This window comes from Pseudomonas sp. MYb118, from assembly GCF_040947875.1.
GTDB lineage: Bacteria > Pseudomonadota > Gammaproteobacteria > Pseudomonadales > Pseudomonadaceae > Aquipseudomonas.
The window spans coordinates 721,178-747,449 of sequence record NZ_JBFRXN010000002.1; the positions used below are offsets into that span (position 1 = coordinate 721,178).

Consider the following 26,272-nt stretch of genomic DNA (forward strand, 5'->3'; position numbering starts at 1 on the left):
TGTCAGACCTTTCACACAGCAAGGGGCGGCTCGCTTAAACTGCGCGCCATGAACACCATCCCCCACAAGCAAATCGACGAGCCTGCAGTCACCTGCTCGACCTGCGCCGCCTGCTGCTGCCAGCTCGAAGTCATGCTGATCACCGACACGGGCGTGCCCGAACGGTTTATCGACACCGATGATTGGGGCGGGGAAGTCATGCTGCGTCTGGACGATGGCTGGTGTGCGGCGCTGGATCGCAACAGCATGCTGTGCACGATCTACGAGAAGCGCCCGCTGATTTGCCGGGAGTTCGAGATGGGGGCACCGGAGTGCATCGAGGAGCGTCGGGGGATAAGTACGGCGTATCGGTAATTGATGTTTTGGGCTGATGCCATCGCGGGCAAGCCCGCTCCTACAGGACCGCTGAACCTGTAGGAGCGGGCTTGCCCGCGATGAGGGAGTGTCAGTTGACGCTGACGTCACTGATAGACCGCCATCGCTGGCAAGCCAGCTCCTACAGGGTTCGAGCAGCTACCAATTACAACGGCATCGTGTAGTGCAGCGCGTAACTTTCTACGCCGTCGTTGTCGCTACTGAGCCCGGCATTGGAATAGTGCGTCGCACGAATCCCGACTTCATGTCCGCCGGCGAAGCGCAGGCCGAAACCGAAACGGTCTTCGAACTGGAAGGAACCACCCAATTTGTTGTCTTCAAGTTCAGTGTTGGAGAACAACGCCACGCCGACCCCAAGTTCGACATACGGCTTGACGTTCTGCCCGGCAAATTCATAAACGAACACCGGCGAGAACGACAGGCTGTTGTTGCTGGACGTCTTGTCACCTTCCCAGTAGGTGTAAGCGCCGCTCCAGTAACCGGTCAGGCGACCGACGTCACTTTGCAGCCAGCTCTTGTCCCAATCGAAGTTCATCCCCAGTCGATAGGTCATGGTCGAATCGCTGGTCTGGCCGACTGCGAACTCCACACCTGCCGCCTGAGCGGTAAAACTGGTCCCCACCAATGCAGCCGCAATCGCGGCCAAGCAGAACAGTCGCTTCATTAGAAACTTCCTTTTCCGAACCCATCACGTTAGATTTTTTTCTTTGTTGAGCAGAACCAGCCTATAGAAATCGGCGTTTAATCAGAAGTTCATTCTAATTAACGCTCTCCCCAATATTTGTTTATCGGCCAAAACGATCCACAACACCAAGCCCTTTCCACAGTATCGGCAGAATATGACCGAAATGAACCGGATCGGAACTTGTCCAGAACTGCGCTTCCCGGGCCGAGCCCTCAGCGAGCAAGTCGCGCGCTGACAACAGCCGTTGAAGTTGCCGCGCCACGGCGGCCCCGGTGTCGATCAGGCTGATGTCCTCGGGGATCATCTGCCGCAGCAACGGTTTCAGGAACGGGTAATGGGTGCAGCCCAGAATGATCGTGTCGCAACCGGCGGCCAGCAACGGCGCAACGTAGCTGGACAGCAACTGGCGCAGGGCGGGGCTGTGCAGGTCGCCGTTTTCGATCAGTTCCACCAGACCCGGGCAGGGCTGGGTGATCACCTGCACATCGGTGGCGAAACGATCGAGCAAGGCGGCGAATTTGGCACTCTGCAAGGTGCCGGTGGTGGCGAGTACGCCGACCACACCGCTGCGGGTGGCGGCGGCTGCCGGCTTGACCGCCGGTTCCATGCCGACGATGGGCCAGTCGGGGTAATCTCGACGCAGGTCGGCCACCCCGGCCACTGTCGCCGTGTTGCAGGCCAGCACCAGGGCCTTGGCGCCCTGCTCCTGAAAAAAGCCGGCCATCACGCTGCAACGCTGGCGGATGAATTCCGGGGTTTTCTCGCCGTAGGGGACATTGCCGCAATCGGCGACGTACAACAGTGTTTCGTTGGGCAGCAGCCGCTGGATCTCGGCCAGCACCGACAGCCCACCGACGCCGGAGTCGAATACGCCGATTGGCGCTTCACGCATGTTTGGGCCCGCAAACGCTGCAAGCCGGGTCGCGCTTGACCCGCAACTCACGGAAACGCGAGCCCAGGGCGTCAATCAACAACAGCCTGCCTACCAGCGGCTCACCGAAGCCCGCCAGCAGCTTCATCGCCTCCAGCGCTTGCAGGCTGCCGACCAGCCCCACCAGCGGCCCGATCACCCCGGCTTCGCTGCAGGTCAGTTCGGCTTCGCTGCCGTGCCCATATAAACAGTGGTAGCACGGGCTTTCCGCGCGCCTGGGGTCGAACACCGACAACTGCCCTTCAAGGCGGATCGCCGCGCCGCTGACCAGGGGTTTGCCGGCGGCGACGCACGCGGCATTCACCGCTTCACGGGTGGAAAAGTTGTCCGAGCAGTCGAGCACCAGGTCCACCGCCGTTACGGCCGCGGCCAGGGAATCTTCGTCCAGCGCCTGGCGATGGGCGACCAGTTGAATCTCGGGGTTGATCGCACTCAGGCGGGCCATCGCCGAATCGACCTTGGTCAGGCCAACACTGGCGGTGTCGTGGACGATCTGGCGTTGCAGGTTGGTCAGGTCAACGGTGTCGAAGTCCGCCAGGTGCATCTCACCGATGCCGGCAGCGGCGAGGTATAGCGCCACGGGCGAACCGAGCCCGCCCAGGCCGACGATCAGTACGCGGCTTTGCTTGAGGCGCAACTGGCCGTCGATGTCGATGTGTTGCAGCAGAATCTGCCGACTGTAGCGCAACAACTCCTGATCATTCAGCACGGCAGGCGTCCCAGGCTGATTCGTTGATGGCCGCCCAGGTCGGTGCGGCTGTGAACGTCGACAAAACCGCGGGTCTGCAACAAATCGCGCACGGCGCCGGCTTGATCGTAACCGTGTTCGAGCATCAACCAGCCGCCCGCGTCCAGGTGATCCGGCGCCTGGGCGACGATCAGGCGCAGATCGTCCAGCCCATCGTCACCGGCGACCAGCGCACTGGCCGGCTCGAAGCGTACATCGCCTTCCACCAGGTGCGGATCGGCCGCGGCGATGTAGGGCGGGTTGCTGATGATCAAGGTAAAACGCTGACCGGCCAAGGCGCTGAACCAGTGGCTGCTGAGCACCGTGGCGTTGCCCAGGTTCAGGCGCTGCCGGTTGCGTTCGGCCAGGGCCACGGCTTCGAGTACACGGTCCACGGCGGTGACTTGCCACGCAGGGCGTTCGCTGGCCAGGGCCAGGGCGATGGCACCGGTGCCGGTGCCGAGGTCGAGGACCCTGGCCGGAGTCGCTGGCAACAATTCCAGCGCGGCTTCCACCAGCAGCTCGGTGTCCGGGCGCGGGATCAGCGTGTGCGGCGCGACTTCCAGGTCGAGCTTCCAGAAACCCTGCTGGCCCAGAATGTAGGCCACCGGCTCGCCGCTGCGACGGCGTTGCAGGTACTCGGCAAACTGCAAGGCCGCTTCGCTGGGAACGATGCGCTCCGGCCAGGTGTGCAGGAAACTGCGCGACTTGCCCAGCGCGGCGGCCAGCAACAGTTCGGCATCCAGGCGCGCGGTGGGCGAGTCAGGCAGCTCGGCGGCGCGCAACAGACTGGCGATGATCGTCATTCGATGGCCGCCAGTTGATCGGCCTGGTATTCGGCCAGCAGCGGTTCGATGACCGCCTCGACGCCACCGGCAAGGATTTCGTCGAGCGAATACAGGGTCAGGTTGATCCGGTGATCGGTGACCCGGCCCTGGGCGTAGTTGTAGGTGCGGATGCGCTCGGAGCGGTCGCCCGAGCCCACCAGCAACTTGCGCTCGCTGGCGATGGCATTCGCCGCCGCACTGGTCTGCTGGTCGTTGAGCTTGGCCGACAGCCAGGCCATCGCCCGGGCGCGGTTCTTGTGCTGGGAACGTTCTTCCTGGCACTCCACGACAATGCCGGACGGCAAGTGGGTGATGCGGATCGCCGAGTCGGTCTTGTTGACGTGCTGGCCGCCCGCACCGGAAGAGCGGTAGGTGTCGATGCGCAGGTCCGCCGGGTTGATCTCGATCGCTTCCTGTTCGTCCGGCTCGGGCAGTACCGCCACGGTGCAGGCCGAGGTGTGGATGCGCCCCTGGGATTCGGTGGCCGGCACCCGTTGCACACGGTGCGCGCCGGATTCGAATTTCAGCTTGCCGTAGACGTTCTCGCCTTCGACCCGGGCAATGACTTCCTTATAGCCGCCATGTTCGCCCTCGCTTTCCGAGAGGATTTCCACCCGCCAGCCGCGCCGCTCGGCGTAACGCGAATACATGCGGAACAGGTCGCCAGAGAAGATCGCCGCCTCGTCGCCACCGGTGCCGGCACGAATTTCCAGGAAGACGTTGCGCCCGTCGTTGGGATCCTTGGGCAGAAGCAGGCGTTGCAGTTCGGCTTCGATTTCGACCAGTTGCTCCTTGGCTTCGCGGACTTCTTCCACGGCCATTTCACGCATGTCGGCGTCGCTGTCCTTGAGCAGGGCCTGGGCGCCTTCGAGGTCGCCTTGCACCTTGAGCAACTGTTTATAGGTAGCGACGATCGGCTCGACTTCCGCGTATTCCTTGGAATAGGCGCGGAATTTGGTCTGATCGGAGATGACTTCGCCGTCGCCCAGCAACGCGGTCAATTCTTCGAAACGATCCTGGAGCACGTCCAGCTTACTGAGCAGTGACGCTTTCATTGCGGTTTTTTATCCGAAAAGCTGTTCGATGAGCCCTCACCGAGGGCAAAGAGTTCCTGGGCCATGGCCAGCGCATCGAGGCGACCTTCGGCGGAGAGCTTTTTCAATTGAACGCTTGGCGCGTGCAAGAGTTTATTGGTCAGGCCGCGGGCCAGTTGCACCAGCACCTCTTCGGCGTTGCCGCCGTTGGCCAGCAAGCGCTGGGCCTTTTGCAACTCTTCGTCGCGCAAGCGCTCGCTCTGTTGACGATAAGCCTTGAGCACATCTACCGCCGCCAGCTCGCGCAGGCGCACCATGAAGTCCTCGGCACCCACCGAGACCATTTCCTCGGCCGCTTGCGCGGCGCCCTGGCGACTCTTGAGGTTCTCGGCGACCACTTCGTGGAGATCGTCGACGCTATAGAGGTAAACGTCGTCCAACTCGCCGACTTCCGGCTCGATATCCCGGGGGACGGCGATGTCCACCATGAAGATCGGCTTGTGCTTGCGCAGCTTCAGGGCGCTTTCCACCGCGCCCTTGCCGAGGATCGGCAACTGGCTGGCGGTAGAACTGATGACGATGTCGCTGCGCACCAGTTCTGCCGGGATGTCCGAGAGCAGCACGGCATGGGCGCCGAACTGCTCGGCGAGAATGCTGGCGCGCTCCAGGGTCCGGTTGGCGACGACGATGCGCTTGACCCCCAGGTCGTGCAAATGGCGGGCGACCAGGGTGATGGTCTCGCCGGCGCCGATCAGCAGGGCCTGGCTGCGTTGCAGGTCGCTGAAAATCTGTTTGGCCAGGCTGACCGCGGCAAACGCCACGGACACCGGGTTTTCACCGATGGCGGTGTCGGTACGCACCTGTTTGGCGGCGTTGAACGTCGCCTGGAACAGGCGCCCCAGTAGCGGACCGACGGTACCGGCCTCCCGCGCGACCGCGTAGGCCGATTTCATCTGACCGAGAATCTGCGGTTCGCCCAACACCAGCGAATCGAGCCCGGAGGCGACCCGCATCATGTGACGAACTGCCGCATCATCTTCGTGCACATAACTGCTGGCACGCAGCTCATCGAGGCTCAACTGGTGATAATCGGCCAGCCAGCGCAGCACGATGTCAGCCGAAAGCTGATCCTGTTCTATATACAGTTCACTGCGATTGCAGGTGGAGAGGATCGCAGCTTCGCGGCTGTCGGTGAGTCGGCAGAGCTGCTGCAAGGCCTCAACCAGTTGCTCAGGGGTAAAGGCCACGCGCTCGCGGACGTCTACTGAAGCAGTCTTGTGGTTAATACCGAGTGCAAGGAAGGCCATTCAAAGTCGCTGATGGTGACGTGAAGCCGGCAATTGTCCTACTTCGACACAACGAGAACAACTACCCGATTTCTATTGACCCGGTAGGCAGCGCCCCGGTTTGCGAGCGCTTCTCGTTTACACGAGGTCCATGCCCGCCATCCTCCGTGCAAACGGGAAATTGGTTGGGCGGTTATGTTTGCAAGATGGCTTGTGTCATGATGGCCCGACCGCAGGTTAGTCGTCCTCTTCCTATATGAATAGATCTTCCGCGTTGCTCCTCGCTTTTGTCTTCCTCAGCGGCTGCCAGGCCATGGCACCCGTTTCGTCGGACGGTACGCCGCCGGTCGAAGACAGCACTCCGACCCCTGAAAAGCCCAAGGTCTACAGCTCATTCAGCGAAGAAACCGTCTTCAGCCTGTTGAGCGCCGAACTGGCTGGCCAGCGCAATCGTTTCGACATTGCCCTGGACAACTATGTGACCCAGGCCATCAACACCCAGGATCCGGGCATCTCGGAGCGGGCCTTTCGCATCGCCGAATACCTGGGCGCCGACCAGGCCGCCCTCGATACGGCGCTGATCTGGGCGAAAAACGCCCCGGACGACCTCGAGGCGCAGCGCGCCGCCGCCGTGCAACTGGCCCGCGCCGGGCGTTATGACGACTCCATGGTCTATATGGAGAAGGTCCTGCAAGGCAAGGGCGACACGCATTTCGACTTTCTCGCCCTGTCGGCGGCCGATACCGATCAGGAAACCCGCAACGGCCTGATGAAAAGTTTTGACCGTTTGTTGCAACGCCACCCGAACAACAGCCAGTTGATTTTCGGCAAGGCCTTGCTGATGCAACAGGACGGCGACAGTCGAGGTGCGTTGACCCTGCTGGAAGACAACCCCCCGGACGAAGGCGAAATCGCGCCGATCCTGCTGCGGGCGCGCCTGCTGCAAACCCTCGGGCGTGGCGATGAAGCCCTGCCGCTGCTGCGCAAAAGCATCAAGCAGTACCCGGACGACAAGCGCCTGCGCCTGACTTACGCGCGCATGCTGGTCGAACAGGACCGCATGGACGACGCCAAGGTCGAGTTTTCCAGCCTGGTCCAGCAATACCCGGAAGACGACGAACTGCGTTATTCGCTGGCGCTGGTGTGCCTGGAAGCCAAGGCCTGGGAAGAAGCCAAGGGTTATCTGGAAGACCTGATCGCCCGGGAAAGCCATGTCGACTCGGCGCACCTGAACCTGGGTCGCATCGCCGAAGAACGCAACGACCCGCAGGGCGCGCTGATCGAATACGCCCAGGTGGGACCTGGCAACGACTATCTGCCGGCGCAACTGCGTCAGGCCGATATCCTGATGAACAATGGCCGCACCGCCGAAGCGCAAAGCCGCCTGGCGGCCCAGCGTGACGAACAGCCCGACTACGCGATTCAGTTGTACCTGATCGAAGCCGAGACCCTGTCGGCCAACAAGCAGGAAGACAAGGCCTGGGGCGTGCTGGCCAAGGCGCTGCAGCAATACCCGGACGACCCGAATCTTTTGTACACCCGCGCCATGCAGGCGGAAAAACGCAATGACCTGGCACAGATGGAAAAAGACCTGCGCCTGATCATCAAGCGCGACCCCGACAACGCCATGGCACTGAACGCCCTCGGTTACACCTTGTCCGACCGTACGACGCGTTACGTCGAAGCCAAGGCCCTGATCGAGCAGGCGCACCAGATCAACCCGGAAGATCCGGCGGTACTCGACAGCCTTGGCTGGGTGAATTTCCGCATGGGCAACCTCGACGAGGCTGAAGCCTTGCTGCGCAAGGCCCTGGAGCGCTTCCCCGACCAGGAAGTGGCCGCTCACCTGGGTGAAGTCCTGTGGGTCAACGGCAAGCAACGCGAAGCCCGGCAAATCTGGAGCAAATTCCTTACGGAACAGCCCGACAGCCCCATCCTGCGCGACACCATCAAGCGCCTGACCGGATCAGAGACTCTTTAAGACTATGTTTTTGCGCCACCTCATCGTTTTCAGCTTCATCGCCCTGCTCGCCGGTTGCGCGGGCTTCGGCGCCCGTGAGTCGGTCCAGGGCCAGGGCAACCAGGCCCAATGGCGCGTACACAAGGAACAGTTGACCGGCATCGACGGCTGGCAGATCAACGGCAAGATCGGCATTCGCGCACCGAAGGACTCGGGCAGCGGCACGCTGTTCTGGCTGCAACGCCAGGATTACTTCGACATTCGCCTCGCTGGCCCCCTGGGCCGCGGCGCGGCGCGCCTGACCGGTTCGCCGGGCAAGGTGTCGCTGGAGGTTGCCAACCAGGGGCGCTACGAAGCGCCGACGCCGGAAGTGCTGCTCGAAGAACAACTGGGCTGGAAGTTGCCGGTGTCGCACCTGAACTGGTGGGTACGCGGGCTGCCGGCACCGGACAGCAAGAGTCGCCTGACCCTGGATGCCGACAGTCGCCTGGCCAATCTGGACCAGGACGGCTGGCAGGTCGAGTACCTGAGTTACGCCGAACAGAACGGCTTCTGGCTGCCGGAGCGGATCAAACTGCATGGCGCCGACCTTGATGTCACCCTGGTGATCAAGGAATGGCAACCGCGCAAGCTGGGGCAATGAGATGACCGCTGCACGCCTGACCCTGCCCTCCCCGGCCAAACTCAACCTGATGCTGCACATCCTCGGCCGTCGCGACGACGGTTATCACGAGCTGCAGACGATTTTTCAGTTTCTCGACTACGGCGATGAAATCACTTTTGCCGTACGCGACGACGGCGTGATCCGACTGCACACCGAATTCGAAGGCGTGCCCCACGACAGCAACCTGATCGTTCGCGCAGCAAAAAAACTTCAGGAGCAATCCGGTTGTACGTTGGGGATCGACATCTGGATCGAAAAAATCCTGCCCATGGGCGGCGGTATCGGCGGCGGCAGTTCAAATGCCGCGACCACTTTGCTCGGCCTCAATCATCTCTGGCAACTGGGTTGGAATGAGGATCGGCTGGCCGCGCTGGGCCTGTCGCTGGGGGCCGATGTCCCGGTTTTCGTGCGTGGCCACGCGGCTTTCGCCGAGGGCGTGGGCGAGAAACTCACCCCGGTAGAGCCCGAGGAACCGTGGTATCTCGTGCTTGTGCCGCAAGTATCTGTAAGTACAGCAGAAATTTTTTCAGATCCACTGTTGACACGTAACTCTCCTCCCATTAAAGTGCGCCCCGTTCCCAAGGGAAACAGTCGAAATGACTGCTTACCGGTGGTAGCAAGGCGTTACCCAGATGTTCGTAACGCATTGAATTTGTTAGGTAATTTTACCGAAGCAAAACTCACCGGAACTGGAAGTTGTGTGTTTGGGGGCTTCCCAAGCAAAGCTGAAGCTGATAAAGTCTCGGCCCTTCTTACAGAGACCCTTACAGGGTTTGTAGCAAAAGGAAGCAACGTTTCGATGTTGCATCGCAAGCTGCAAAGTCTGCTCTAAAGGAACCGAGTACCAGGTACTCGTTGCAACAGATACAGGGGCGTCGCCAAGCGGTAAGGCAGCAGGTTTTGATCCTGCCATGCGTTGGTTCGAATCCAGCCGCCCCTGCCATTTTCCTATACTCATCCAGGTATACCCTCAGCCTTCAGGTACTGCGCGTGTCCAAGATGATGGTCTTTACGGGGAACGCTAACCCCGATCTGGCTCGGCGTGTCGTACGTCAGCTGCATATCCCTCTCGGTGACATCTCTGTCGGTAAGTTCTCCGACGGTGAAATTACTGCCGAGATCAATGAAAACGTCCGCGGTAAAGATGTCTTCATTATTCAGCCGACTTGCGCTCCGACCAACGATAACCTGATGGAACTGGTAGTGATGGCTGATGCCTTCCGCCGCTCCTCGGCTACTCGTATCACTGCTGTTATTCCTTACTTTGGTTATGCCCGTCAGGATCGCCGTCCGCGTTCCGCACGTGTGGCCATCAGCGCGAAAGTCGTGGCTGATATGCTGACCGTGGTGGGTATCGACCGTGTTCTCACGGTTGACCTGCACGCTGACCAGATTCAGGGCTTCTTCGATATTCCGGTAGATAACATCTACGGCTCCCCGGTTCTGGTGGATGACATCGAAGATCAGCGCTTCGAAAACCTGATGATCGTGTCCCCGGACATTGGCGGCGTCGTGCGTGCACGTGCCGTGGCCAAATCCCTGGGCGTGGATCTCGGGATCATCGACAAACGCCGTGAGAAAGCCAATCACTCTGAAGTGATGCATATCATCGGTGATGTCGAAGGGCGTACCTGCATTCTGGTCGATGACATGGTCGACACCGCCGGCACCCTGTGCCACGCGGCCAAGGCCTTGAAAGAGCATGGCGCAGCCAAGGTTTTCGCCTACTGCACGCACCCTGTGCTGTCGGGTCGGGCGATCGAGAACATTGAAAATTCCGTGCTGGACGAACTGGTGGTGACCAACACCATCCCGTTGTCCGCTGCAGCACAAGCCTGTGCGCGTATCCGTCAACTGGATATCGCACCGGTTGTTGCCGAGGCGGTCCGCCGCATCAGCAATGAAGAATCGATCAGCGCGATGTTCCGCTAAGGGCCCTGCCCTTTCGAACAACCCGTTGACGAAAAGCGCCCCGCCCCGGCATCACTGCCGGGGCGGGGCTTTTTTGCCCATACCGAGTCTGGCGCTGGTCGCAAACGCCAACCGGTAATGGCTATTTTGGAGATACAAAATGACTGACTTTACTCTGAACGCTCAAGCGCGTACTGACCTGGGGAAAGGTGCGAGCCGCCGCCTGCGTCACGCTCTGAACATCCCTGCCGTTGTCTACGGTGGTGACAAGCCTGCTGAATCCCTGACCATCGTGGCCAAGGAAATCGCCAAACTGTTCGAAAACGAAGCTGCCTACAGCCACGTGATCGAGCTGAACGTTGACGGCAAAAAGCAAAACGTCATCGTTAAAGCCATGCAGCGTCACCCAGCCAAGCAATTCATCATGCACGCTGACTTCGTGCGTGTTGTTGCTGGCCAGAAACTGACTGCCAAAGTACCGGTTCACTTCATCAACGAAGAAGCCCCGGTCAAGAAAGGCGGCGAAATCTCTCACGTTGTGAACGAGATCGAAGTTTCCTGCGAAGCCAAGAACCTGCCTGAATTCATCGAAGTTGACCTGGCTAACGCCGAAGTCGGCGCGATCATTCACCTGTCCGACCTCAAAGCCCCTAAAGGCGTTGAGTTCGTAGCTCTGGCACACGGCGATGACAAGGCTGTTGCCAACGTCCACGCTCCACGTGTTGCTCCAGAAGCTACCGAAGAAGGCGCTGCAGAGTAATTTCACTCTGTACGCCGGAGTGACGGAAACATCGCGGACTGGAACGTAGCGAGAAAGCGGGCGGGAACGCGGAGTTTACATTCATGGTAAATGAGCACTTTTCGTCCACTTTCGCCGCTGGCACAGGCGGCGATGTTATCCACCACTTCAAGGAAGGGCCCCTATCGTGACTGCCATCAAACTGATCGTTGGCCTGGGAAATCCAGGCGCTGAATACGAACAGACCCGGCATAACGCAGGGGCCCTTTTTGTTGAGCGCATCGCGAACGCCCAAGGGGTCAACCTTGTGGCCGATCGCAAATATTTCGGCCTGACCGGACGCTATTCGCATCAGGGTCAGGATGTTCGTCTGCTGATTCCCACCACCTACATGAACCGCAGCGGCCAGGCCGTGGCGGCACTCGCTGGTTTCTTCCGCATCAAGCCCGAAGAAATCCTGGTGGCACACGACGAACTCGACCTGCCTCCGGGCGTTGCCAAGCTCAAGCAGGGCGGCGGCCATGGCGGTCACAACGGGTTGCGCGACATCATTGCGCAACTGGGCAATCAGAATACCTTCTACCGCTTGCGGCTTGGCATTGGCCATCCGGGCGTAGCCAGTATGGTTTCAAACTTCGTCCTGGGTCGCGCGCCTCGCGCCGAACAGGAAAAACTCGATGCCAGCATCGACTTTGCCCTCGGCGTGCTGCCGGATATCCTCGCCGGTGAATGGAACCGCGCGATGAAAAACCTGCACAGCCAGAAGGCCTGACTCTTACCCGAGGGGATACACCATGGGATTCAATTGCGGCATCGTCGGCCTGCCTAACGTCGGCAAGTCCACCCTGTTCAACGCCCTGACCAAGTCCGGGATCGCGGCCGAGAACTTCCCCTTCTGCACCATCGAGCCGAACAGCGGCATCGTACCGATGCCGGATGCGCGCCTGGATGCCCTGGCCGCCATCGTCAACCCAAAACGCATCCTGCCGACCACCATGGAATTCGTCGACATCGCAGGCCTGGTGGCCGGCGCGTCGAAAGGTGAAGGCCTGGGCAACAAGTTCCTGGCCAACATCCGTGAAACCGATGCCATCGCCCACGTGGTCCGCTGCTTCGAAGACGAGAACGTGATTCACGTCTCCAACAGCGTCGACCCGAAACGCGACATCGAGATCATCGACCTGGAACTGATCTTCGCCGACCTCGACAGCTGCGAGAAGCAACTGCAGAAAGTCGCGCGCAACGCCAAGGGTGGTGACAAGGACGCCGTGGTCCAGAAAGGCCTGCTGGAACAGTTGATCGCTCACTTCACCGAAGGCAAGCCAGCGCGCAGCCTGATGAAGAACATGGGCAACGACGAGAAGGCAGTGATCAAGGGTTTCCACCTGCTGACCACCAAGCCTGTGATGTACATCGCCAACGTCGCTGAAGACGGCTTTGAAAACAACCCGCACCTGGACGTGGTCAAGGCCATCGCCGAAGAAGAAGGCGCCGTGGTTGTACCGGTGTGCAACAAGATCGAAGCGGAAATCGCCGAGCTCGACGACGGCGAAGAGAAAGACATGTTCCTCGAGGCCCTGGGCCTGGAAGAACCTGGCCTGAACCGCGTGATCCGCGCCGGCTACGAAATGCTGCACCTGCAGACCTACTTCACCGCCGGTGTCGAAGAAGTCCGCGCCTGGACCGTGCGCGTCGGTGCCACCGCACCACAAGCTGCCGGCGTGATCCACACCGACTTCGAAAAAGGCTTCATCCGTGCCGAAGTGATCGCCTACAACGACTTCATCCAGTTCAAGGGTGAAGCCGGTGCCAAGGAAGCCGGTAAATGGCGCCTGGAAGGCAAGGATTACATCGTCAAAGACGGCGACGTGATGCACTTCCGCTTCAACGTGTAAGTCGCTTTCTTACACGGCGGACAGACAAAATCCCCTGGGACTCAACCTCCCAGGGGGTTTTTCTTTGCCCCTGAATCACTACCGCGCCGGCGTATCCACCAGTACCTGCAACGTCTGCCGGCTGCACCGCTCGATCCTCGCCCGCACGCCGTAGACGTCGGCGAACAATTGCTCGGACAGCACCTGCTCGGGCTCGCCAAACCCCATCACCCTGCCCTCGCGTAACACGGCGATGTGGTCGGCATACCGCGCGGCCAGGTTGATGTCGTGCAGCACGATCACCGCGATCAGGTGGTGCTGGCGCACCAGCACCTTGACGCACTCCATCACCCGCAACTGATAGCTCAGGTCCAGTGCGCTGGTGGGTTCGTCCAGCAGCATGACGCTGGGGCGCCGGGCAATCAGTTGCGCCAGGCTGACCAACTGGCGTTGCCCGCCCGACAGGGCATTGAGCCACTGATCGGCCAGGTGCTGGATGCCGATCTGCTGCAACGCCGCCCAGGAACGCGACAGTACATCGCCACCGCCATCGACCCGCACCGAGGCGATCACGCTTTCGATCACGCTCAGGGCCAGCCCCGGCGGCAGATTCTGCGGCATGTAGCAGATGTTTCGCGCGCGCTGGGCGATGGAGGTGCCGGTCAACTCCTGCCCCTTGAGCCGCACGCTGCCGCTCATGCGTTCGAGCCCGGCCAGGGCCCGCAGCAGGCTGGACTTGCCGGCGCCGTTGGGGCCGATCAACGCCGTAAGGGTGCCGGGCCGCAAGGCTGGCAACGACACGTCGTGCACCACCGGCCGGCGGGCGTAACTGACGTTGATGCCTTCGATCAACAGGCCCTGTGCACTCATAACTGCCTCCCGCGCTTGAACACCAGCGCCACGAAAATCGGCACACCCACCAACGCGGTGACAATGCCCACCGGCACGATGACGCCCGGCATGATCAGCTTGCTCACCACCGACGACAGCGACAGCAGCAACGCGCCGGTCAGAGCGCTGGCGGGGAACAGGAAGCGCTGGTCTTCGCCGATCAGGATGCGCGCGATGTGCGGCCCGACCAGGCCGATGAAACCGATGGTGCCGACGAACGCCACGGCCGTGGCCGCCAGCACACTGATGCGCAGCAACGAGAAAAAGCGCAGGCGGCGCACGTCCACGCCGAAGCTCTGGGCGCGATCTTCGCCCATGCGCAGCAGGGTCATTTTCGCCGAGGCCTGGAAGGAAAACGGTGCGGTGAGAAACAGCACCAACGCAAGGATCCCCAGCTTGTCCCAATTGGCCCGCGCCACGCTGCCCAGGCTCCAGAACACCAGTTGCTGCAACACATCCTCGGTGGCCAGCAATTGCAGCAAGGCCACCAGTGCGTTGCAACTGAACACCAGAGCGATGCCGAACAGCACCAGGGTTTCCACCCCGGCACCACGCAGGCGCGACAGGCCATGCAGCAGGAACATCGAGCAACAGGCGAACACGAATGCCGACAACGCCACGGCGCTGTCCTGGCTGAGCAGCGCACCGCCCAGCGGAAACACGATCACCAGCGAGGCGCCCAACGCCGCCGCCGACGACACCCCGAGGGTGAACGGGCTGGCCAGCGCGTTGTTGAGGATCGCCTGCATTTCCGCGCCAGCCAGCGACAGCGACGCCCCGACCAGAATCGCCATCAGCGCGTACGGCAGGCGCAAGTTCCAGATGATGATGCGGTCGGTCACCGACAGCGCCTGCGGGTGCAACAGGCCATGGAGCAGATCGCCCAGGCCCATGCCGGACGAGCCGGTGGACAGGTCGAGTAGCAGCGCGACGATCAGCGCCAGGCCCATCGCGCCCAGCCAGGCACTACGCCTGAGCAGCAGGCGGCGATAGCCCTGGCTGACACCGATCAGCGCCGGATCGAGTGTGGCGGTCATGGCCGTGCACTGATCCAGTAATGGCCCGCCAGCGGCGTGTCGAGGAAGCGGCGATTGATGTCCTCGAAGGTCTGCTGCGCGTCCACATCGGCGAACAGTTCGGGATGAATCCACTTGGCCAGCAGCTCGATGGCGAGGATGTTGTAGGGCGAGTTGTAGAAGTCATGCCACAGGCCGTGCACGTTGCCCTGCTCAACCGCGCGCAGGTCGGCGAACTCCGGACGGGCGAGCACGGTTTTCAGCGTCGAGCTCGCGGTCGCTTCGTCGATGCCGGCGCCCAGCATCACGCCCGGCTTCTGGTTGCCGGTGACGATGTAGATGTCAGGGTCGGACTTGAGCGCGTACTCCACGCTGACGTCGCCCAGGGCACCCGGCACCACGTTCGCCGCGATGTTGCGCCCGCCGACCATGTCGATCAGCTCGCCCAGGCCGCTCTTGCCGGTGGTGTGCCCGGGCGTTGCCCAGACACCGGCGAGCAATTCGAGGAAAACGCTCGGGCGCTTGCTGTTCTCAAGCTTGCCCAAGCGGTCGGTGATGCGCTTGACGTGCTCCTGGTAGAAACCGAGGAACTCGCTGGCCTGGGCTTCGCGTCCCAATGCCTGGCCCAGTGCGGCCAGGCTGGTTTCGGTGCCCTTGACCGGGTTGATGCGGAAATCGACGAACAACACCGCGATTCCGGCTTTCTCCAACAGATCGGCCACCGGGCTGTGCTCGGTCGGCCCGTGCCCGGAAATACTGAACACCGCCAGGTCAGGCTTGAGGGTGAGAATCTGCTCGGCACTGACGCTCTGTTCCGAGGCCTGGCCGATCAACGGGATGTCCTTGACCTCGGGAAACTTCGCCACGTAGGCGTTGTAGGTATTGGGGTCGAGCTTGCGCAGGTCGTTCTGCCAACCGACGATGCGCTCGAAGGGTTTGTCGCGATCCAGCAGGGCGAACGCCGACATCAGTCGGCCCTCCCCCAGCACCACCCGCTGCACATGATCGGGGACGTGGACCGTGCGTCCGAGCACGTCGGTGACATCCTTGGCGGCAGCGCCCGCCACCGCGCCGAAGGTGCCCGCCAGGCACAGGGCCGCCGTGGCGCAGAGTTGCGAAAACGATTTGAACACAGGGTTTCTCCGGGTAAATGCGCGCTTCATACATCGCTCCAGCGGCGCAGCAGGTTGTGGTACACGCCGCTCAATTGCAGCAGTGAGTCGTCATCGGCTTGTTGCGCACTCAGGCGCTGGATCGCCACGTCCATGTCCAGCAACAGGCTGCGCTGGCTGTCTTCGCGGACCAGGCTTTCGATCCAGAAGAACGCAGCGATGCGCTCGCCACGGTTGACCGGATTGACCTTGTGCACACTGGTGCCGGGGTACAGCACCATGTGCCCGGCGGGCAGCTTGACGCTGTGCTCGCCGAAGGTGTCGCGGATCACCAGTTCGCCGCCGTCGTAGGTGTTGGGGTCGGCCAGGAACAACGTGGCGGACAGATCGGTGCGCACCCTTTCGCGCACGCCCTTGATGCCGCGAATGGCATTGTCGATGTGAAACCCGAAGGCCTCGCCACCGCCGTAACGGTTGAACAGCGGCGGGTAGATGCGCTTGGGCAACGCCGCCGACATGAACAAGGCGTTGTCGGACAGACGCTGAAGAATCCGCTCGCCCAGGCGTATGCCCAGCTCGTCATCCTCGGCGAGCTGGCGGTTGTACTTCTCGCGCACCGAGCGTTGCCCGGCGGTGACCTTGCCGTCGACCCAGGGCCGTTCGAGCAAGGCCTGGCGCATGGCTTGCGCTTCATCGGGGGTGAACAGGCTGGCGATCTCGATCAGCATGCGGCACCGCCAAACGTCTTAGAAGTCATAGTCGATACTCGCCGTCAGCGTCCGCCCGGCCCCCGGCACGCCATACAGCTGGAAGCCGTCCAGCGAGGCGCCGACGCGGCTGAAGTAGAACTTGTTGAACAGGTTGTCGACGTTCAGGTTGAGCGTGGTCTGCTTGTTCAACTGGTACTGCGCGGCGGCGTAGTGCACCCAGTAGCCCGGGGCTTTTTCGCGGTCGCGGGTGTAGATGGCGAGCACGCCGGACGGACCGTTGGCGTAGCTGCTGTTGTTGTTCAGGCCACCGACGTATTCGTTGTCGCTGTAGCGGCGACGGCCGACGTAGTTGGCGCCGTAGCTCAGGCTCAGGTCGTCGCTCAGGGCGTAGGTGGTCCAGAGGTTGGCGGTCAGGTCGGGCACGTTCTTCGCCTCGGCGCCTTTGTTGACGCCTTTGGTCTGCTTGCTCTTGAGCGCAGAGAAGCCGCTGTAGGCTGTCCAGCGATCGGTCAGGTTGCCTTGCAGGCCCAGTTCCACGCCGTCGACACGTTTGGCCGGCAACGCCCGCACCGGAGAGGCTTCGCCTTCGGCGTACTCCCAGGAGTTTTCCAGCTCGGTACGGAAGATCGCGCCGGTGACGCTCACGGCCTTGTCGAACAGCTCCCACTTGGTGCCCAGTTCATAGGTCTTGGATTTGGCCGGTGTGTAGCTGGTGGTGCTGGCCGCGCCGTAGATCTGGTTGTTGGTCGAGGCGCCGAGCGCCGAAGGTTGCGCCGACTCGCTGTAGGAGGCGTAGATCGTACCGTTGGGTTGCGGCTTGAAGACGATGCCGGTGCGCCCGCTCCAGGCCCCCGAGGTGTCCTTGATGTCCGCCTGGCCACGCTGCGTGGTCTCGGCGGTCCAGCGGTCGTAGCGCAACGAACCCATCACTTGCCACCACTGGTTGAGGGTGATGGTGTCGCCGAAATAGGCACCGGCGTTGTCCACGGCCGAACGCGGTTCGCCGACGCCCTTCGTGGTGTAGACCGAGTCGAAATGATGTTGGGGGTCGGCCATGTCGAACAGCATGTTCGCCGCCGGCACCTCGGCGTTGCGTTTAAGGCCGCCGTAGGTTTCGTGGTACAGGTCCAGGCCGGCCACCGCCTTGTGGCTGAGGCTGCCGGTGTCGAAGGCGAACTTCAGGTCGGTCTGGTTATCGACGATGGTGTAGCGCTTGGACAGGCCGAAGTCGCTGCCACGCAGGATGCCGTAGGCAGTGTTGCCGGTGTTGTTGTACTGGGTGTAGCTGTTCACCCCATTGATGTTCGACACCGGTCCGACGCCGACATAACCCAGGGTCGCGCAGCGTGCGCCGGTGCAGGTTTTCGAACCATCGGCGTTCGCCGCGGTGAACCGCGCGGGCGAGAGCACCGAGAAGTTGTCGGTGCGCTGCCAGCGCAACTGGTTGCTCAACTGCGCACCGTTGTCGAAGTCGTGTTCCAGGCGCCCGGTCAGCGAGGTGGTTTCGGTCTGCTGGGTGTAGAGGCTGGAGTCGCCATACCAGTTGTCGCGCTTGACCCCCGGCATGCGCTTGCCATTGCTGCCACGCAGGATCGGCAGGCCGCCGTCCGGGGTGTTGTCATCCTTCTGGTAGAAGAAATTCAGGTAGGCGCGGGTCGGGGTCGAGAGCCCCAGCGCCAGCGACGTGGCAATGCCCCAGCGGTCGTAGTCGACCACATCGCGGTCGGCCACCTGGTTTTCATGCTTCATCAGGTTGATGCGCAGGGCGCTGGTGTCGTTCAGCTCATGGTTGAGGTCGGCGGTGAGGCGCCGATAACCGTCGGTGCCGACGCCCGCCAAGACGCGGTTGGCGTCGCCCAGGTGCGCTTCCTTGCTGACCAGGTTGACGCTGCCGCCGACCGCGGAAATGCCCGACTCGATGGCGCCCGTGCCCTTGAACACCTCGGCCTGTTGCAGGTTGAAGGTGTCGTTGCGGCTGGACATGCCGGCATCGCGCACGCCGTCCACTGTCAGGCTCTGTTCCGAGGAAAACCCGCGAATGGAAAACAGGTCGCCCCAGCCGAGGTTGCCCTCGCCCGACATGAAGGTGATGCCGGGCACATTGCGCAGGATGTCCTGCAGGCTCTGGGCGTTCTGTTCCTTGAGCACCTGCTCCGGGACGATGGTGATGCTCTGCGGCGCATCGAGCAGCGGCGTCATGACTTTGCGCGACTGCACTTCATCGACCTTGAACGGCGATTGGTAGGTGCTCTGGATGGTGACGTCCGGCAGGTTCAGCACGCCCGGCTCCGCCGCTGCCTGCTCGGCCGCCTGGGTAATCGGGCTGATACCGCCCATCGCCACCACGCCCAGCAACGGCGCGAGGGTGCGGTTCAAGGCATTGGGGGTGTTGCGAACGACCGGCATGACAGGTGACGATGGCATCTGACTCTTCAATCCTTAATTACAATGACTCGCATTTAGATTTTGAAGTCTAATGAGAGCCGCCCTCGTCGATTGCCGGACTTTGTATCGGTCATGCACGAATAAGCACGCTCAACACATTCCATTACATTTCGCCCGGCCAGCCCCTGGTCGATTCGCTATATCTGCGACCCGCACGGTGCCCTCACCGCCGCTCGCTCAACCGATCCAAGGTGTCATTCACTGCCATGTCCAAACCCGATCATCTGCTCATCGTCGACGACGACCCTGAAATCCGTCAGTTGCTGGCCGAGTACCTGCGCGACGCCGGTTACCAGGTTTCCACGGCGTGCGATGGCAAGGAAATGCGCCGGCGGCTGGAGCTGAACGTCATCGACCTGATCGTGCTCGACCTGATGATGCCGGGCGAAGACGGCTTGAGCCTGTGCACCCAGCTGCGCCTGACGTCCAACACGCCGGTGATCATGCTGACGGCGCGGGGCAGCCTGATCGACCGGATCATCGGCCTGGAGATGGGCGCGGACGATTACCTGCCCAAGCCGTTCGACCCGCGCGAACTGCTGGTGCGCATCAAGGTGGTGTTGCGCCGGGTGCAGAGTTTCCCGACCCGGGCGCGGGTCGACGAGGCGGCCTTCGTGCGCTTCGACGATTGGCAGCTCGACACCCGTGCGCGGCAGGTGCTGTCGCCGTCAGGTGTGGTGATTTCCCTGGGCAACTCCGACTATCGCCTGCTGCGCCTATTGTTGCAGCACCCCAACCGGCCTTTGAGCCGCGACTTTTTGCTCAACCACGTGTTCGAAAAAGACAGCACGCCCTTCGACCGCTCGATCGACGTCTGCGTCAGCCGCTTGCGCCAGCAGCTCGCCCCCGGCCTGATCAAGACGGTGCGCAACGAAGGTTACATGCTGACCTGCGCGACCGTGGCGAGCGAGTCATGAACCTGCTGCCACGCACCCTGTACGGACGGCTGGTGCTCATCCTGGTGACCGGCATGCTCGCGGCCCAGGTACTGACCAGCAGCATCTGGTATGACGTGCGCCACAGCCAGGTGCTGGAGATTCCCACCCGTCTGATCGCCAGTCGCCTGGCCGACATCGTGCGCATCAGCGCCAGCGACCCGCAAGGCGCGGCGCAATTGATCCAGGGCCTGAACACCGCGGACTTTCTCCTGAGCATCGAGCAGGAGCCGGCGCCTGAACGCCCGCCGCTCAATCGCCAGGATGCCGCCACCGAACACCTGCTGCGCGATGTCATCGACAAGAAGACCAACCGCCAGGTCGAGCTGAACCTGCTCAACCTGGCCCTACGCGATGACCAGGGGAAAAAAGCCGGGATCGGCACGCTGTTCGGCTCCAGCCCCGCCGTGGGCGAGTTCACCCTGGAGCTGCGCCTGCCCGATGGCCGCTGGCTGCATGTCAAAGCCTGCGAAGACCAGGGCTGGACCAGCCTGGCGCCCAAGGATGTGGTGCTCGATTACTTCCTGCGCATCTACCTGGTGCGCATCATCCTGGTGGTGATTATCGTCCTGCTCGCCGTGCGCCTGGCGATCCGCCCCTTGAAGGAACTGGCGCTCGCCGCCCAGGCCCTGGGGCACGACATCCAACGCCCACCGCTGTCACTCAAGGGCCCACGGGAAGTGCGGCGCGCAGCCGAAGCGTTCAACCGCATGCAGCAGCAACTGCTGACCAACATTGGCGAGCGCACGCGCTTTCTCGCCGCCGTTTCCCATGACCTGCGCTCCCCTATCACGCGTCTGCGGCTGCGCATCGAAATGCTCGCCGATGACCGCGTCAAGCAACGTATTCGCAAGGACCTGGAAGACATGGAGTCGATGGTCTCGGCCACGCTGGAGTTCGTCAGCAGTGGTGAGATTCATGAAGAGCGGCGCAGCATCGACATCAATGCGCTGCTGCAGAGCGTGCAGGTCGATCAGCAGGATGTCGGCCAGGTCATCAGCGTGACGGGGCAGGCCTCGCGCCCGATCTCCGGCTACGCCCGCAGCCTCAAGCGCTGCGTGGAAAACCTGGTGGAAAATGCCCTGCGCTACGCTCGCGATGTCGAACTGATCATCGAGGAGCAGCCGGGCTGGCTGCTGATCACCGTGCGCGACAGCGGCCCGGGAATTCCGGTGGCCAAGTTGCTGCAGGTCATGGAACCGTTTTACCGCCTGGAAAACTCACGCAACAGCGACACCGGCGGCTACGGCCTGGGCCTGAGCATCGCGCAAACCATCGCCAGGGCCCATGGCGGTCACCTGTCGCTGTACAACCGCGAGCAGGGTGGGCTGGATGCGACGATCAGGCTCAAGGCGGATGGTTGAACTGAGCACTATCTGAAATTGTGGAAGCAATCCCTGTGGGAGCAATTCCTGTGGGAGCGAGCCTGCTCGCGATGGCGGTGTGTCAGGTACTGCATTGCTGAATGACACACCTCAATCGCGAGCAGGCTCGCTCCCACAGGTCCTGTTCCCACGGGGATTTTTCACAGGCAGGGCCTATCAGACCTTCTTGGTCCTCGGCAGGAAAATCGCCAGCACCCCGAACAACGGCAGGAACGAGCACAGGTAGTACACGTACTCGATGCCGTGGATGTCCGCCAGGTGCCCCAGCAAGGCCGCGCCGATCCCGCCGAAGCCGAACATCAGGCCGAAGAACACCCCGGCGATCATGCCGACGTTACCCGGCACCAGCTCCTGCGCGTACACCACGATGGCCGAGAATGCCGAGGCGAGGATGAAGCCGATCACCACGCTGAGCACGCTGGTCCAGAACAGGTCGACGTGCGGCATGATCAGGGTGAACGGTGCCACGCCGAGGATCGAGAACCAGATCACCGCCTTGCGGCCGATCTTGTCGCCGATCGGCCCGCCGAAGAAGGTGCCCGCCGCCACCGCGCCGAGGAACAGGAACAGGTGCAGTTGCGAGCTGGCCACCGACAGGTCGAACTTCTCGATCAGGTAGAAGGTGAAATAGCTGGTGAGGCTGGCCATGTAGAAGTACTTGGAGAACACCAGCAGGCCCAGCACTACCAGGGCACTGATGACCCGCCCCTTGGACAGACCGTGGGTGGCCGCGTGGCCTTGCTTGAGCTTGAACAGGTTCAGGTGGTTGGCGTACCAGCGGCTGATGCGGTACAGCACGAACAGGGCAAACACTGCGAACAGGCCGAACCACGCCACATGGCCCTGGCCGAACGGAATGATGATCGCCGCCGCCAGCAACGGGCCGAACGCCGAACCTGCGTTACCGCCGACCTGGAAGGTCGACTGCGCCAGACCAAAGCGCCCGCCCGAAGCGAGGCGTGCGATGCGCGAGGCTTCCGGGTGGAAGGTCGACGAACCGATACCGATCAACCCGGCCGCCAGCAGGATCAGCGGGAAGCTGCCGACCACCGACATCATCAGGATGCCGATCAGCGTGCACACCGTGCCGGCCGGCAACAGCCAGGGCTTGGGGTGGCGATCGGTGTGGTAGCCGACCCATGGCTGCAACAGCGAGGCGGTCAACTGGAAGGTCAGGGTAATCAGGCCAACCTGGGTGAAGGTCAGGCCGTAATTGTCCTTGAGCATCGGGTAGATCGACGGCAGGACCGACTGGATCAGGTCGTTGATCAAATGCGCCAGCGCCACGGCGCCGATGATGGACATGACCAGGGGACTGCTTTGTGGGGTCGCGGACGCCGGCGTCGTGCCGGTCTGGGCATTGCTGATAGCCATGGGAATTTCCGTACAACAGATGGGTGCACACAGGCAGGTGCGTCAATGTGCCATTTTTCGGTGCAGATGCGCCATCCCCTTAGGCAGCTAACGAACGGAACATGTTGACCTGTAGGAGCGAGCTTGCTCGCGATGGCGGCGTGTCAGGCCATTCATTTGCGTATGACACACCGCAATCGCGAGCAAGCCCGCTCCCACAGGGTAATAGCCCATCGCCATGGTCTGAATCTTGCCTTGTTATTGGCTTCAACGCGGTGGCCTTACAAAGGGCGCCGAGAATGGGAAGTTTCGCTACAGAATCGGCCTACAGAGCTGACCAGGGTGAACTTTCGAGGCCTTTAAAAGGGGCACGAGTCGCGGTCGCAACGACTTCGACGCACGCCATTGGTGCGTGGTGCCCACAGGAGTCGTGGGGCATGCAGGCTTTTTTATCTCCGGGTATCTCGTTGTTGGGCCGTTTTGGCTTTGCCCGCAAGTTTCAGTTGTTGTTCCTGCTGTTTATCCTGCCGCTGGCGGGCAGCCTGCTGATGATTGGCCAGGACTACCGGGCCAAGTTGAGTCTGATCTCCGGCGAACGGGCCGGCGTGCGGCAACTGCTGGCCCTCGATACGTTGGATAACCTGCTGTCTGCCCAACGTGACCGCGCCGCCCGCTGGCGCGCCACCGAGACCAATCGCCAGCCGACGCCCGCCACCCTCGCGGCCGTGTCGGCATTCGACGCGGTGCAGCCGGCGGTCGTCCAGGCCACCACGGACCTGGCCAATACCCTGCAAACCGAAGGCGCCGAAGGTGAAACCCTGGCGCGCTATCAAGCCCTGCAAACCGCGCTCAACGGCCTGGACTCGAAAAGCCTGAGCAGCGTGGGCTGGTGGCCGGACGGCTACGAGCGCTTCACCAATGCCTTGAGTGCCTTGCAAGCGTTGCGCGAGCAGATCGCCATGGACAACCGCCTGACCCTGGCGCCGTGGTTGGAAACCTATTTGCTGACGCAGATCTCGACCCAGCATGCACCGGACCTGATCGAGCGCGTTGGCCGCCTGGCCAGTGTCGGCCAGGCGTCGGTGGTGTCCGGACAGTTCACCCTGCAAAGCCGCCTGCAATTGCGCGACCTGCGCAGCCGCATCGGCGACGCCCGCGAGCAACTGGTCAAAACTGCCAGCCTGCTGGAAGCCCGTCTGCCCAGCGCCCTGCAAACCTGGGCCGGGCAGTACCATGAAAGCCTGAAAAACCTCGATGCCGAGCTCAAAGTCCTCGACGACGGCGTGTTTGGCGGCAGCATCCAGCTCAAGCCCGAGGAGTTCGAGCGTGGCCTGGACGCCCTGCTCGGCGATCTCGCGACCTTGCGCCAGCAATCGCTGGTGTCGCTGGATCAGCGTCTGGATTACTACTACAGCTCGGCCATCCGCCAGTTCATCGTGGTGGCGGCCATCTTCGGCTGCCTGCTGCTGGCGGCGCTGTACCTGTTCATCTGCCTGCAGGCTTCGATTCGCCGCAGTGCCAGCGGCATCACCCTGCTGGCCGAAGCCCTGCGTGACGGTAACCTGAGCCTGCAAGTGGCGGTGACCGGTCGCGATGAGCTGGCGGCAATCAGCACCGCACTCAACGTCGCCGTGGTGCAGTTGCGCAACAGCCTGCTGGGGGTGGATCACGAAACCCTGCAGCTGAGTAATGCCGTACGTACGCTCAATCAGCACTCCAGCGGTGCGCTGAGCGAAGTCGAAGCGCAGCAATTGCAGATCAGCCAGATTGCCGCCGCCGCTACGCAACTGGCCGCCACCTCCCAGGGCGTGGCGGCCAGTTGCGAGCAGGCCTCCGGCAGCGCCCAGCACACCCGGCGCATCGCTGCCGACAGCAGCCGCGACAGCCAACGCACCACCGCGAGCATCCAGCAACTCAACCAGCGCCTGAACGACACGGCGGCGGCACTCGGGCGCGTCAGTGAACAGGGCCAGCAGATCCAGCTGGTGGTCGATACCATTCGCGGGGTCGCCGAGCAGACCAACCTGCTCGCGCTCAACGCCGCCATCGAGGCGGCGCGGGCCGGGGAACAGGGCCGTGGGTTCGCGGTGGTCGCCGACGAAGTGCGCAGCCTGTCGCAACGTACCCAGTCATCCACCGCGCAAATCGCCGGCACCGTCGACAGCCTGCGTAACACGGTGAACGAAGCCGTGAGCCTGATGGAAGCAGCCTGCGGCCAGGCGCAATCCGATGCGCAAGCGGTCACCGGCCTGGGCGAACGCCTGGGGGAAATTGCCAATGCGGTGCAGAGCGTCACCGACACCCTGGCGCAGATCGCCACGGCGGTGGACGAACAGGCCAGCACCGCCGACGAGGTCAGCGGCAATATCCAACAGGTCGATCAGGCGGCGGTACGCTTGCTCGAAGGCGCGCGGGCAGTGAACCTGGCGGCGGACACCCTGAGCCACGGCAGCAAGGTGCTCAGCGACAACACCGGGCGCTTCCGCTTGAGCTGAGGCGATCTCAGGCGCTGATGACCGCTTGCGGGAAGTCCTGCTCCAATTCGGTCTTCAGCCACTGGATGAACCACGCCACATCCGCCGACAGTTCGGCGGATGGCGTCAGCACGCGATAGCTTTCCAGCTTGACCTGCGCCGGCAGCACTCGCACCAGCGCACCACTGCGCAGCTCTTCGCGCACCAGCACCTCGTTGGCCAGGGCGATGCCCTGCCCGCTCTCGGCCACCGACAACGCGTGGTCATTGTTGACGTAGAGCATGTCCGAACTCAGGTGCGCATCCAGGTCGTGGGCGGCGAACCACAGGTTCCACCATTCGCCGTCGTCGACGTGGATCAGGTTGTGTTGCATCAGGTCGGCCACGGCGTCGATGGGCTCGATGCTCGCCAGGTAACCCGGGGTGCAGATCGGGAACACCCGTGGGCAGATCAGGCTCACGCGCGAATGGGCGTACTGCCCGTCCAGGCCGTAGACGATGCCCAGGTCGGCGCTCTTGCCATCGACATCGGTGAAGGTCGAGTTGGGTTCGATGGCGAACTTGAGGCCGGGGCGCAAATGGCGCATGGCCTCGATGCGCGGCATCAGCCAGCGCTTGGCGAAGCCCGGCACCACCATGATGCGCAACCAGCGCTCGGCTTCCCGGGGGCGAACCTCCTTCCCCGCCTCGATCATCAGTTGCAGGGCGGCGGCGATCTTGCGGTGGTACTTCTCGCCCGCCAGGGTCAGGGTCACGCCACGGGAAGTGCGCTCGAACAGTTGCACACCCAGCCAGTCCTCCAGCAATTTCACGTGGCGACCAATGGCCGGCTGGGTCACGTGCAGCGCCTTGGACGCCTCGACGTAGCTCCCCAAACGCGCGGCCGCATCAAAGGCTCGCACGGCATTCAACGGCGGCAAACGGTGATCCGACATGGTC

24 protein-coding genes and 1 tRNA gene are annotated in these 26,272 nt (G+C 62.4%); 12 read left to right on the top strand and 13 right to left on the bottom strand.

The genetic code is table 11. The annotated features are described in order from the left end of the window. Positions 1-48 precede the first annotated feature (48 nt). Entirely contained in the window at positions 49-354 is a 306-nt protein-coding gene (locus ABVN20_RS09075) for a YkgJ family cysteine cluster protein (RefSeq protein WP_368555319.1), read from the top strand. A 166-nt stretch (positions 355-520) separates the two neighbouring features. Here the strand turns inward: ABVN20_RS09075 and ABVN20_RS09080 are convergent, their stop codons facing one another. The 6 genes from ABVN20_RS09080 to hemA form a co-directional block, all read right to left on the bottom strand. Further along, the gene (locus tag ABVN20_RS09080; protein WP_368555320.1) at positions 521-1,039 is read right to left on the bottom strand and encodes an acyloxyacyl hydrolase; all 519 of its coding nucleotides are present in this window, start codon (positions 1,037-1,039) and stop codon (positions 521-523) included. Between the two features lie 121 nt (positions 1,040-1,160). Then, complete coding sequence (gene murI / locus ABVN20_RS09085; protein WP_368555321.1) at positions 1,161-1,952, bottom strand: glutamate racemase; 792 nt, start codon at positions 1,950-1,952, stop codon at positions 1,161-1,163. Next, entirely contained in the window at positions 1,945-2,700 is a 756-nt protein-coding gene (locus tag ABVN20_RS09090) for a molybdopterin-synthase adenylyltransferase MoeB (protein ID WP_368555322.1), read from the bottom strand. Before ABVN20_RS09090 ends, murI begins: the two co-directional genes overlap by 8 nt. Further along, positions 2,694-3,524: a peptide chain release factor N(5)-glutamine methyltransferase gene (gene prmC, locus ABVN20_RS09095; RefSeq protein ID WP_368555323.1), complete on the bottom strand. Its 831-nt coding sequence runs from the start codon at positions 3,522-3,524 to the stop codon at positions 2,694-2,696. The genes ABVN20_RS09090 and prmC overlap by 7 nt, the downstream gene beginning before the upstream one ends. After that, positions 3,521-4,600, bottom strand: coding sequence for a peptide chain release factor 1 (prfA, locus tag ABVN20_RS09100; protein ID WP_368555324.1), 1,080 nt, complete (start codon positions 4,598-4,600; stop codon positions 3,521-3,523). The genes prmC and prfA overlap by 4 nt, the downstream gene beginning before the upstream one ends. Continuing rightward, positions 4,597-5,886: a glutamyl-tRNA reductase gene (hemA, locus tag ABVN20_RS09105; RefSeq protein ID WP_368555325.1), complete on the bottom strand. Its 1,290-nt coding sequence runs from the start codon at positions 5,884-5,886 to the stop codon at positions 4,597-4,599. Before hemA ends, prfA begins: the two co-directional genes overlap by 4 nt. Before the next feature lie 235 nt (positions 5,887-6,121). Between hemA and ABVN20_RS09110 the strand changes: the two genes are divergently transcribed. The 8 genes from ABVN20_RS09110 to ychF all read left to right on the top strand — a co-directional run bounded on the left by ABVN20_RS09110 (position 6,122) and on the right by ychF (position 13,034). Beyond that, on the top strand, positions 6,122-7,846 hold the full coding sequence (locus tag ABVN20_RS09110; RefSeq protein WP_368555326.1) for a tetratricopeptide repeat protein: 1,725 nt from the start codon (positions 6,122-6,124) through the stop codon (positions 7,844-7,846). 4 nt (positions 7,847-7,850) lie between these two features. Beyond that, entirely contained in the window at positions 7,851-8,468 is a 618-nt protein-coding gene (gene lolB, locus ABVN20_RS09115; RefSeq protein WP_368555327.1) for a lipoprotein insertase outer membrane protein LolB, read from the top strand. Between the two features lies 1 nt (position 8,469). Then, positions 8,470-9,321, top strand: coding sequence for a 4-(cytidine 5'-diphospho)-2-C-methyl-D-erythritol kinase (ispE, locus tag ABVN20_RS09120; protein ID WP_368555328.1), 852 nt, complete (start codon positions 8,470-8,472; stop codon positions 9,319-9,321). A gap of 36 nt (positions 9,322-9,357) precedes the next feature. Further along, a tRNA-Gln gene (locus ABVN20_RS09125) sits at positions 9,358-9,432 on the top strand. Positions 9,433-9,479: 47 nt separating this feature from the next. Continuing rightward, positions 9,480-10,421, top strand: coding sequence for a ribose-phosphate pyrophosphokinase (locus ABVN20_RS09130; protein ID WP_003171603.1), 942 nt, complete (start codon positions 9,480-9,482; stop codon positions 10,419-10,421). Between the two features lie 139 nt (positions 10,422-10,560). After that, entirely contained in the window at positions 10,561-11,160 is a 600-nt protein-coding gene (locus ABVN20_RS09135) for a 50S ribosomal protein L25/general stress protein Ctc (RefSeq protein ID WP_368555329.1), read from the top strand. A 166-nt stretch (positions 11,161-11,326) separates the two neighbouring features. Further along, on the top strand, positions 11,327-11,911 hold the full coding sequence (gene pth, locus ABVN20_RS09140) for an aminoacyl-tRNA hydrolase (protein WP_008037207.1): 585 nt from the start codon (positions 11,327-11,329) through the stop codon (positions 11,909-11,911). Between the two features lie 22 nt (positions 11,912-11,933). After that, complete coding sequence (ychF, locus tag ABVN20_RS09145) at positions 11,934-13,034, top strand: redox-regulated ATPase YchF (protein WP_368555330.1); 1,101 nt, start codon at positions 11,934-11,936, stop codon at positions 13,032-13,034. Between the two features lie 78 nt (positions 13,035-13,112). Here the strand turns inward: ychF and ABVN20_RS09150 are convergent, their stop codons facing one another. The 5 genes from ABVN20_RS09150 to ABVN20_RS09170 all read right to left on the bottom strand — a co-directional run bounded on the left by ABVN20_RS09150 (position 13,113) and on the right by ABVN20_RS09170 (position 19,166). Further along, positions 13,113-13,883 carry an ABC transporter ATP-binding protein gene (locus tag ABVN20_RS09150; RefSeq protein ID WP_368555331.1) on the bottom strand — a complete coding sequence of 257 codons (771 nt, stop codon included), beginning with the start codon at positions 13,881-13,883 and terminating at the stop codon, positions 13,113-13,115. Further along, positions 13,880-14,941: a FecCD family ABC transporter permease gene (locus ABVN20_RS09155; protein ID WP_368555332.1), complete on the bottom strand. Its 1,062-nt coding sequence runs from the start codon at positions 14,939-14,941 to the stop codon at positions 13,880-13,882. Before ABVN20_RS09155 ends, ABVN20_RS09150 begins: the two co-directional genes overlap by 4 nt. Next, positions 14,938-16,014, bottom strand: a complete 1,077-nt coding sequence (locus tag ABVN20_RS09160) for an ABC transporter substrate-binding protein (RefSeq protein WP_368557686.1) — start codon at positions 16,012-16,014, stop codon at positions 14,938-14,940. Before ABVN20_RS09160 ends, ABVN20_RS09155 begins: the two co-directional genes overlap by 4 nt. A 65-nt stretch (positions 16,015-16,079) precedes the next feature. Next, the gene (locus ABVN20_RS09165; RefSeq protein WP_368555333.1) at positions 16,080-16,760 is read right to left on the bottom strand and encodes a Fe2+-dependent dioxygenase; all 681 of its coding nucleotides are present in this window, start codon (positions 16,758-16,760) and stop codon (positions 16,080-16,082) included. Between the two features lie 18 nt (positions 16,761-16,778). Then, positions 16,779-19,166 (bottom strand): TonB-dependent receptor, encoded by a 2,388-nt coding sequence (locus tag ABVN20_RS09170; protein WP_368555334.1) that lies wholly within the window; start codon positions 19,164-19,166, stop codon positions 16,779-16,781. Between the two features lie 227 nt (positions 19,167-19,393). Between ABVN20_RS09170 and ABVN20_RS09175 the strand changes: the two genes are divergently transcribed. Then, positions 19,394-20,104, top strand: a complete 711-nt coding sequence (locus tag ABVN20_RS09175; protein ID WP_368555335.1) for a response regulator — start codon at positions 19,394-19,396, stop codon at positions 20,102-20,104. Then, positions 20,101-21,486 (top strand): ATP-binding protein, encoded by a 1,386-nt coding sequence (locus ABVN20_RS09180; protein ID WP_368555336.1) that lies wholly within the window; start codon positions 20,101-20,103, stop codon positions 21,484-21,486. Before ABVN20_RS09175 ends, ABVN20_RS09180 begins: the two co-directional genes overlap by 4 nt. A gap of 177 nt (positions 21,487-21,663) precedes the next feature. Here the strand turns inward: ABVN20_RS09180 and ABVN20_RS09185 are convergent, their stop codons facing one another. After that, positions 21,664-22,881, bottom strand: a complete 1,218-nt coding sequence (locus tag ABVN20_RS09185; RefSeq protein WP_368555337.1) for an MFS transporter — start codon at positions 22,879-22,881, stop codon at positions 21,664-21,666. A gap of 416 nt (positions 22,882-23,297) precedes the next feature. On the opposite strand from ABVN20_RS09185, the gene ABVN20_RS09190 reads away from it, so the two are divergent. Continuing rightward, positions 23,298-25,355, top strand: coding sequence for a methyl-accepting chemotaxis protein (locus ABVN20_RS09190; protein WP_368555338.1), 2,058 nt, complete (start codon positions 23,298-23,300; stop codon positions 25,353-25,355). Between the two features lie 7 nt (positions 25,356-25,362). On the opposite strand, the gene ABVN20_RS09195 is transcribed toward ABVN20_RS09190, so the two are convergent. Then, positions 25,363-26,268: a LysR substrate-binding domain-containing protein gene (locus ABVN20_RS09195; RefSeq protein ID WP_368555339.1), complete on the bottom strand. Its 906-nt coding sequence runs from the start codon at positions 26,266-26,268 to the stop codon at positions 25,363-25,365. Positions 26,269-26,272 lie beyond the last annotated feature (4 nt).

Excerpts from the sequence above, each read along its gene's own strand:
- ABVN20_RS09075 (WP_368555319.1), top strand. The coding sequence starts at position 49 with ATGAACACCATCCCCCACAAGCAAATCGACGAGCCTGCAGTCACCTGC.
- ABVN20_RS09080 (WP_368555320.1), bottom strand. The coding sequence starts at position 1,039 with ATGAAGCGACTGTTCTGCTTGGCCGCGATTGCGGCTGCATTGGTGGGG.
- murI (WP_368555321.1), bottom strand. The coding sequence starts at position 1,952 with ATGCGTGAAGCGCCAATCGGCGTATTCGACTCCGGCGTCGGTGGGCTG.
- prmC (WP_368555323.1), bottom strand. The coding sequence starts at position 3,524 with ATGACGATCATCGCCAGTCTGTTGCGCGCCGCCGAGCTGCCTGACTCG.
- prfA (WP_368555324.1), bottom strand. The coding sequence starts at position 4,600 with ATGAAAGCGTCACTGCTCAGTAAGCTGGACGTGCTCCAGGATCGTTTC.
- hemA (WP_368555325.1), bottom strand. The coding sequence starts at position 5,886 with ATGGCCTTCCTTGCACTCGGTATTAACCACAAGACTGCTTCAGTAGAC.
- ABVN20_RS09110 (WP_368555326.1), top strand. The coding sequence starts at position 6,122 with ATGAATAGATCTTCCGCGTTGCTCCTCGCTTTTGTCTTCCTCAGCGGC.
- lolB (WP_368555327.1), top strand. The coding sequence starts at position 7,851 with ATGTTTTTGCGCCACCTCATCGTTTTCAGCTTCATCGCCCTGCTCGCC.
- ispE (WP_368555328.1), top strand. The coding sequence starts at position 8,470 with ATGACCGCTGCACGCCTGACCCTGCCCTCCCCGGCCAAACTCAACCTG.
- ABVN20_RS09135 (WP_368555329.1), top strand. The coding sequence starts at position 10,561 with ATGACTGACTTTACTCTGAACGCTCAAGCGCGTACTGACCTGGGGAAA.
- ychF (WP_368555330.1), top strand. The coding sequence starts at position 11,934 with ATGGGATTCAATTGCGGCATCGTCGGCCTGCCTAACGTCGGCAAGTCC.
- ABVN20_RS09150 (WP_368555331.1), bottom strand. The coding sequence starts at position 13,883 with ATGAGTGCACAGGGCCTGTTGATCGAAGGCATCAACGTCAGTTACGCC.
- ABVN20_RS09155 (WP_368555332.1), bottom strand. The coding sequence starts at position 14,941 with ATGACCGCCACACTCGATCCGGCGCTGATCGGTGTCAGCCAGGGCTAT.
- ABVN20_RS09165 (WP_368555333.1), bottom strand. The coding sequence starts at position 16,760 with ATGCTGATCGAGATCGCCAGCCTGTTCACCCCCGATGAAGCGCAAGCC.
- ABVN20_RS09170 (WP_368555334.1), bottom strand. The coding sequence starts at position 19,166 with ATGCCATCGTCACCTGTCATGCCGGTCGTTCGCAACACCCCCAATGCC.
- ABVN20_RS09175 (WP_368555335.1), top strand. The coding sequence starts at position 19,394 with ATGTCCAAACCCGATCATCTGCTCATCGTCGACGACGACCCTGAAATC.
- ABVN20_RS09180 (WP_368555336.1), top strand. The coding sequence starts at position 20,101 with ATGAACCTGCTGCCACGCACCCTGTACGGACGGCTGGTGCTCATCCTG.
- ABVN20_RS09185 (WP_368555337.1), bottom strand. The coding sequence starts at position 22,881 with ATGGCTATCAGCAATGCCCAGACCGGCACGACGCCGGCGTCCGCGACC.
- ABVN20_RS09190 (WP_368555338.1), top strand. The coding sequence starts at position 23,298 with ATGCAGGCTTTTTTATCTCCGGGTATCTCGTTGTTGGGCCGTTTTGGC.
- ABVN20_RS09195 (WP_368555339.1), bottom strand. The coding sequence starts at position 26,268 with ATGTCGGATCACCGTTTGCCGCCGTTGAATGCCGTGCGAGCCTTTGAT.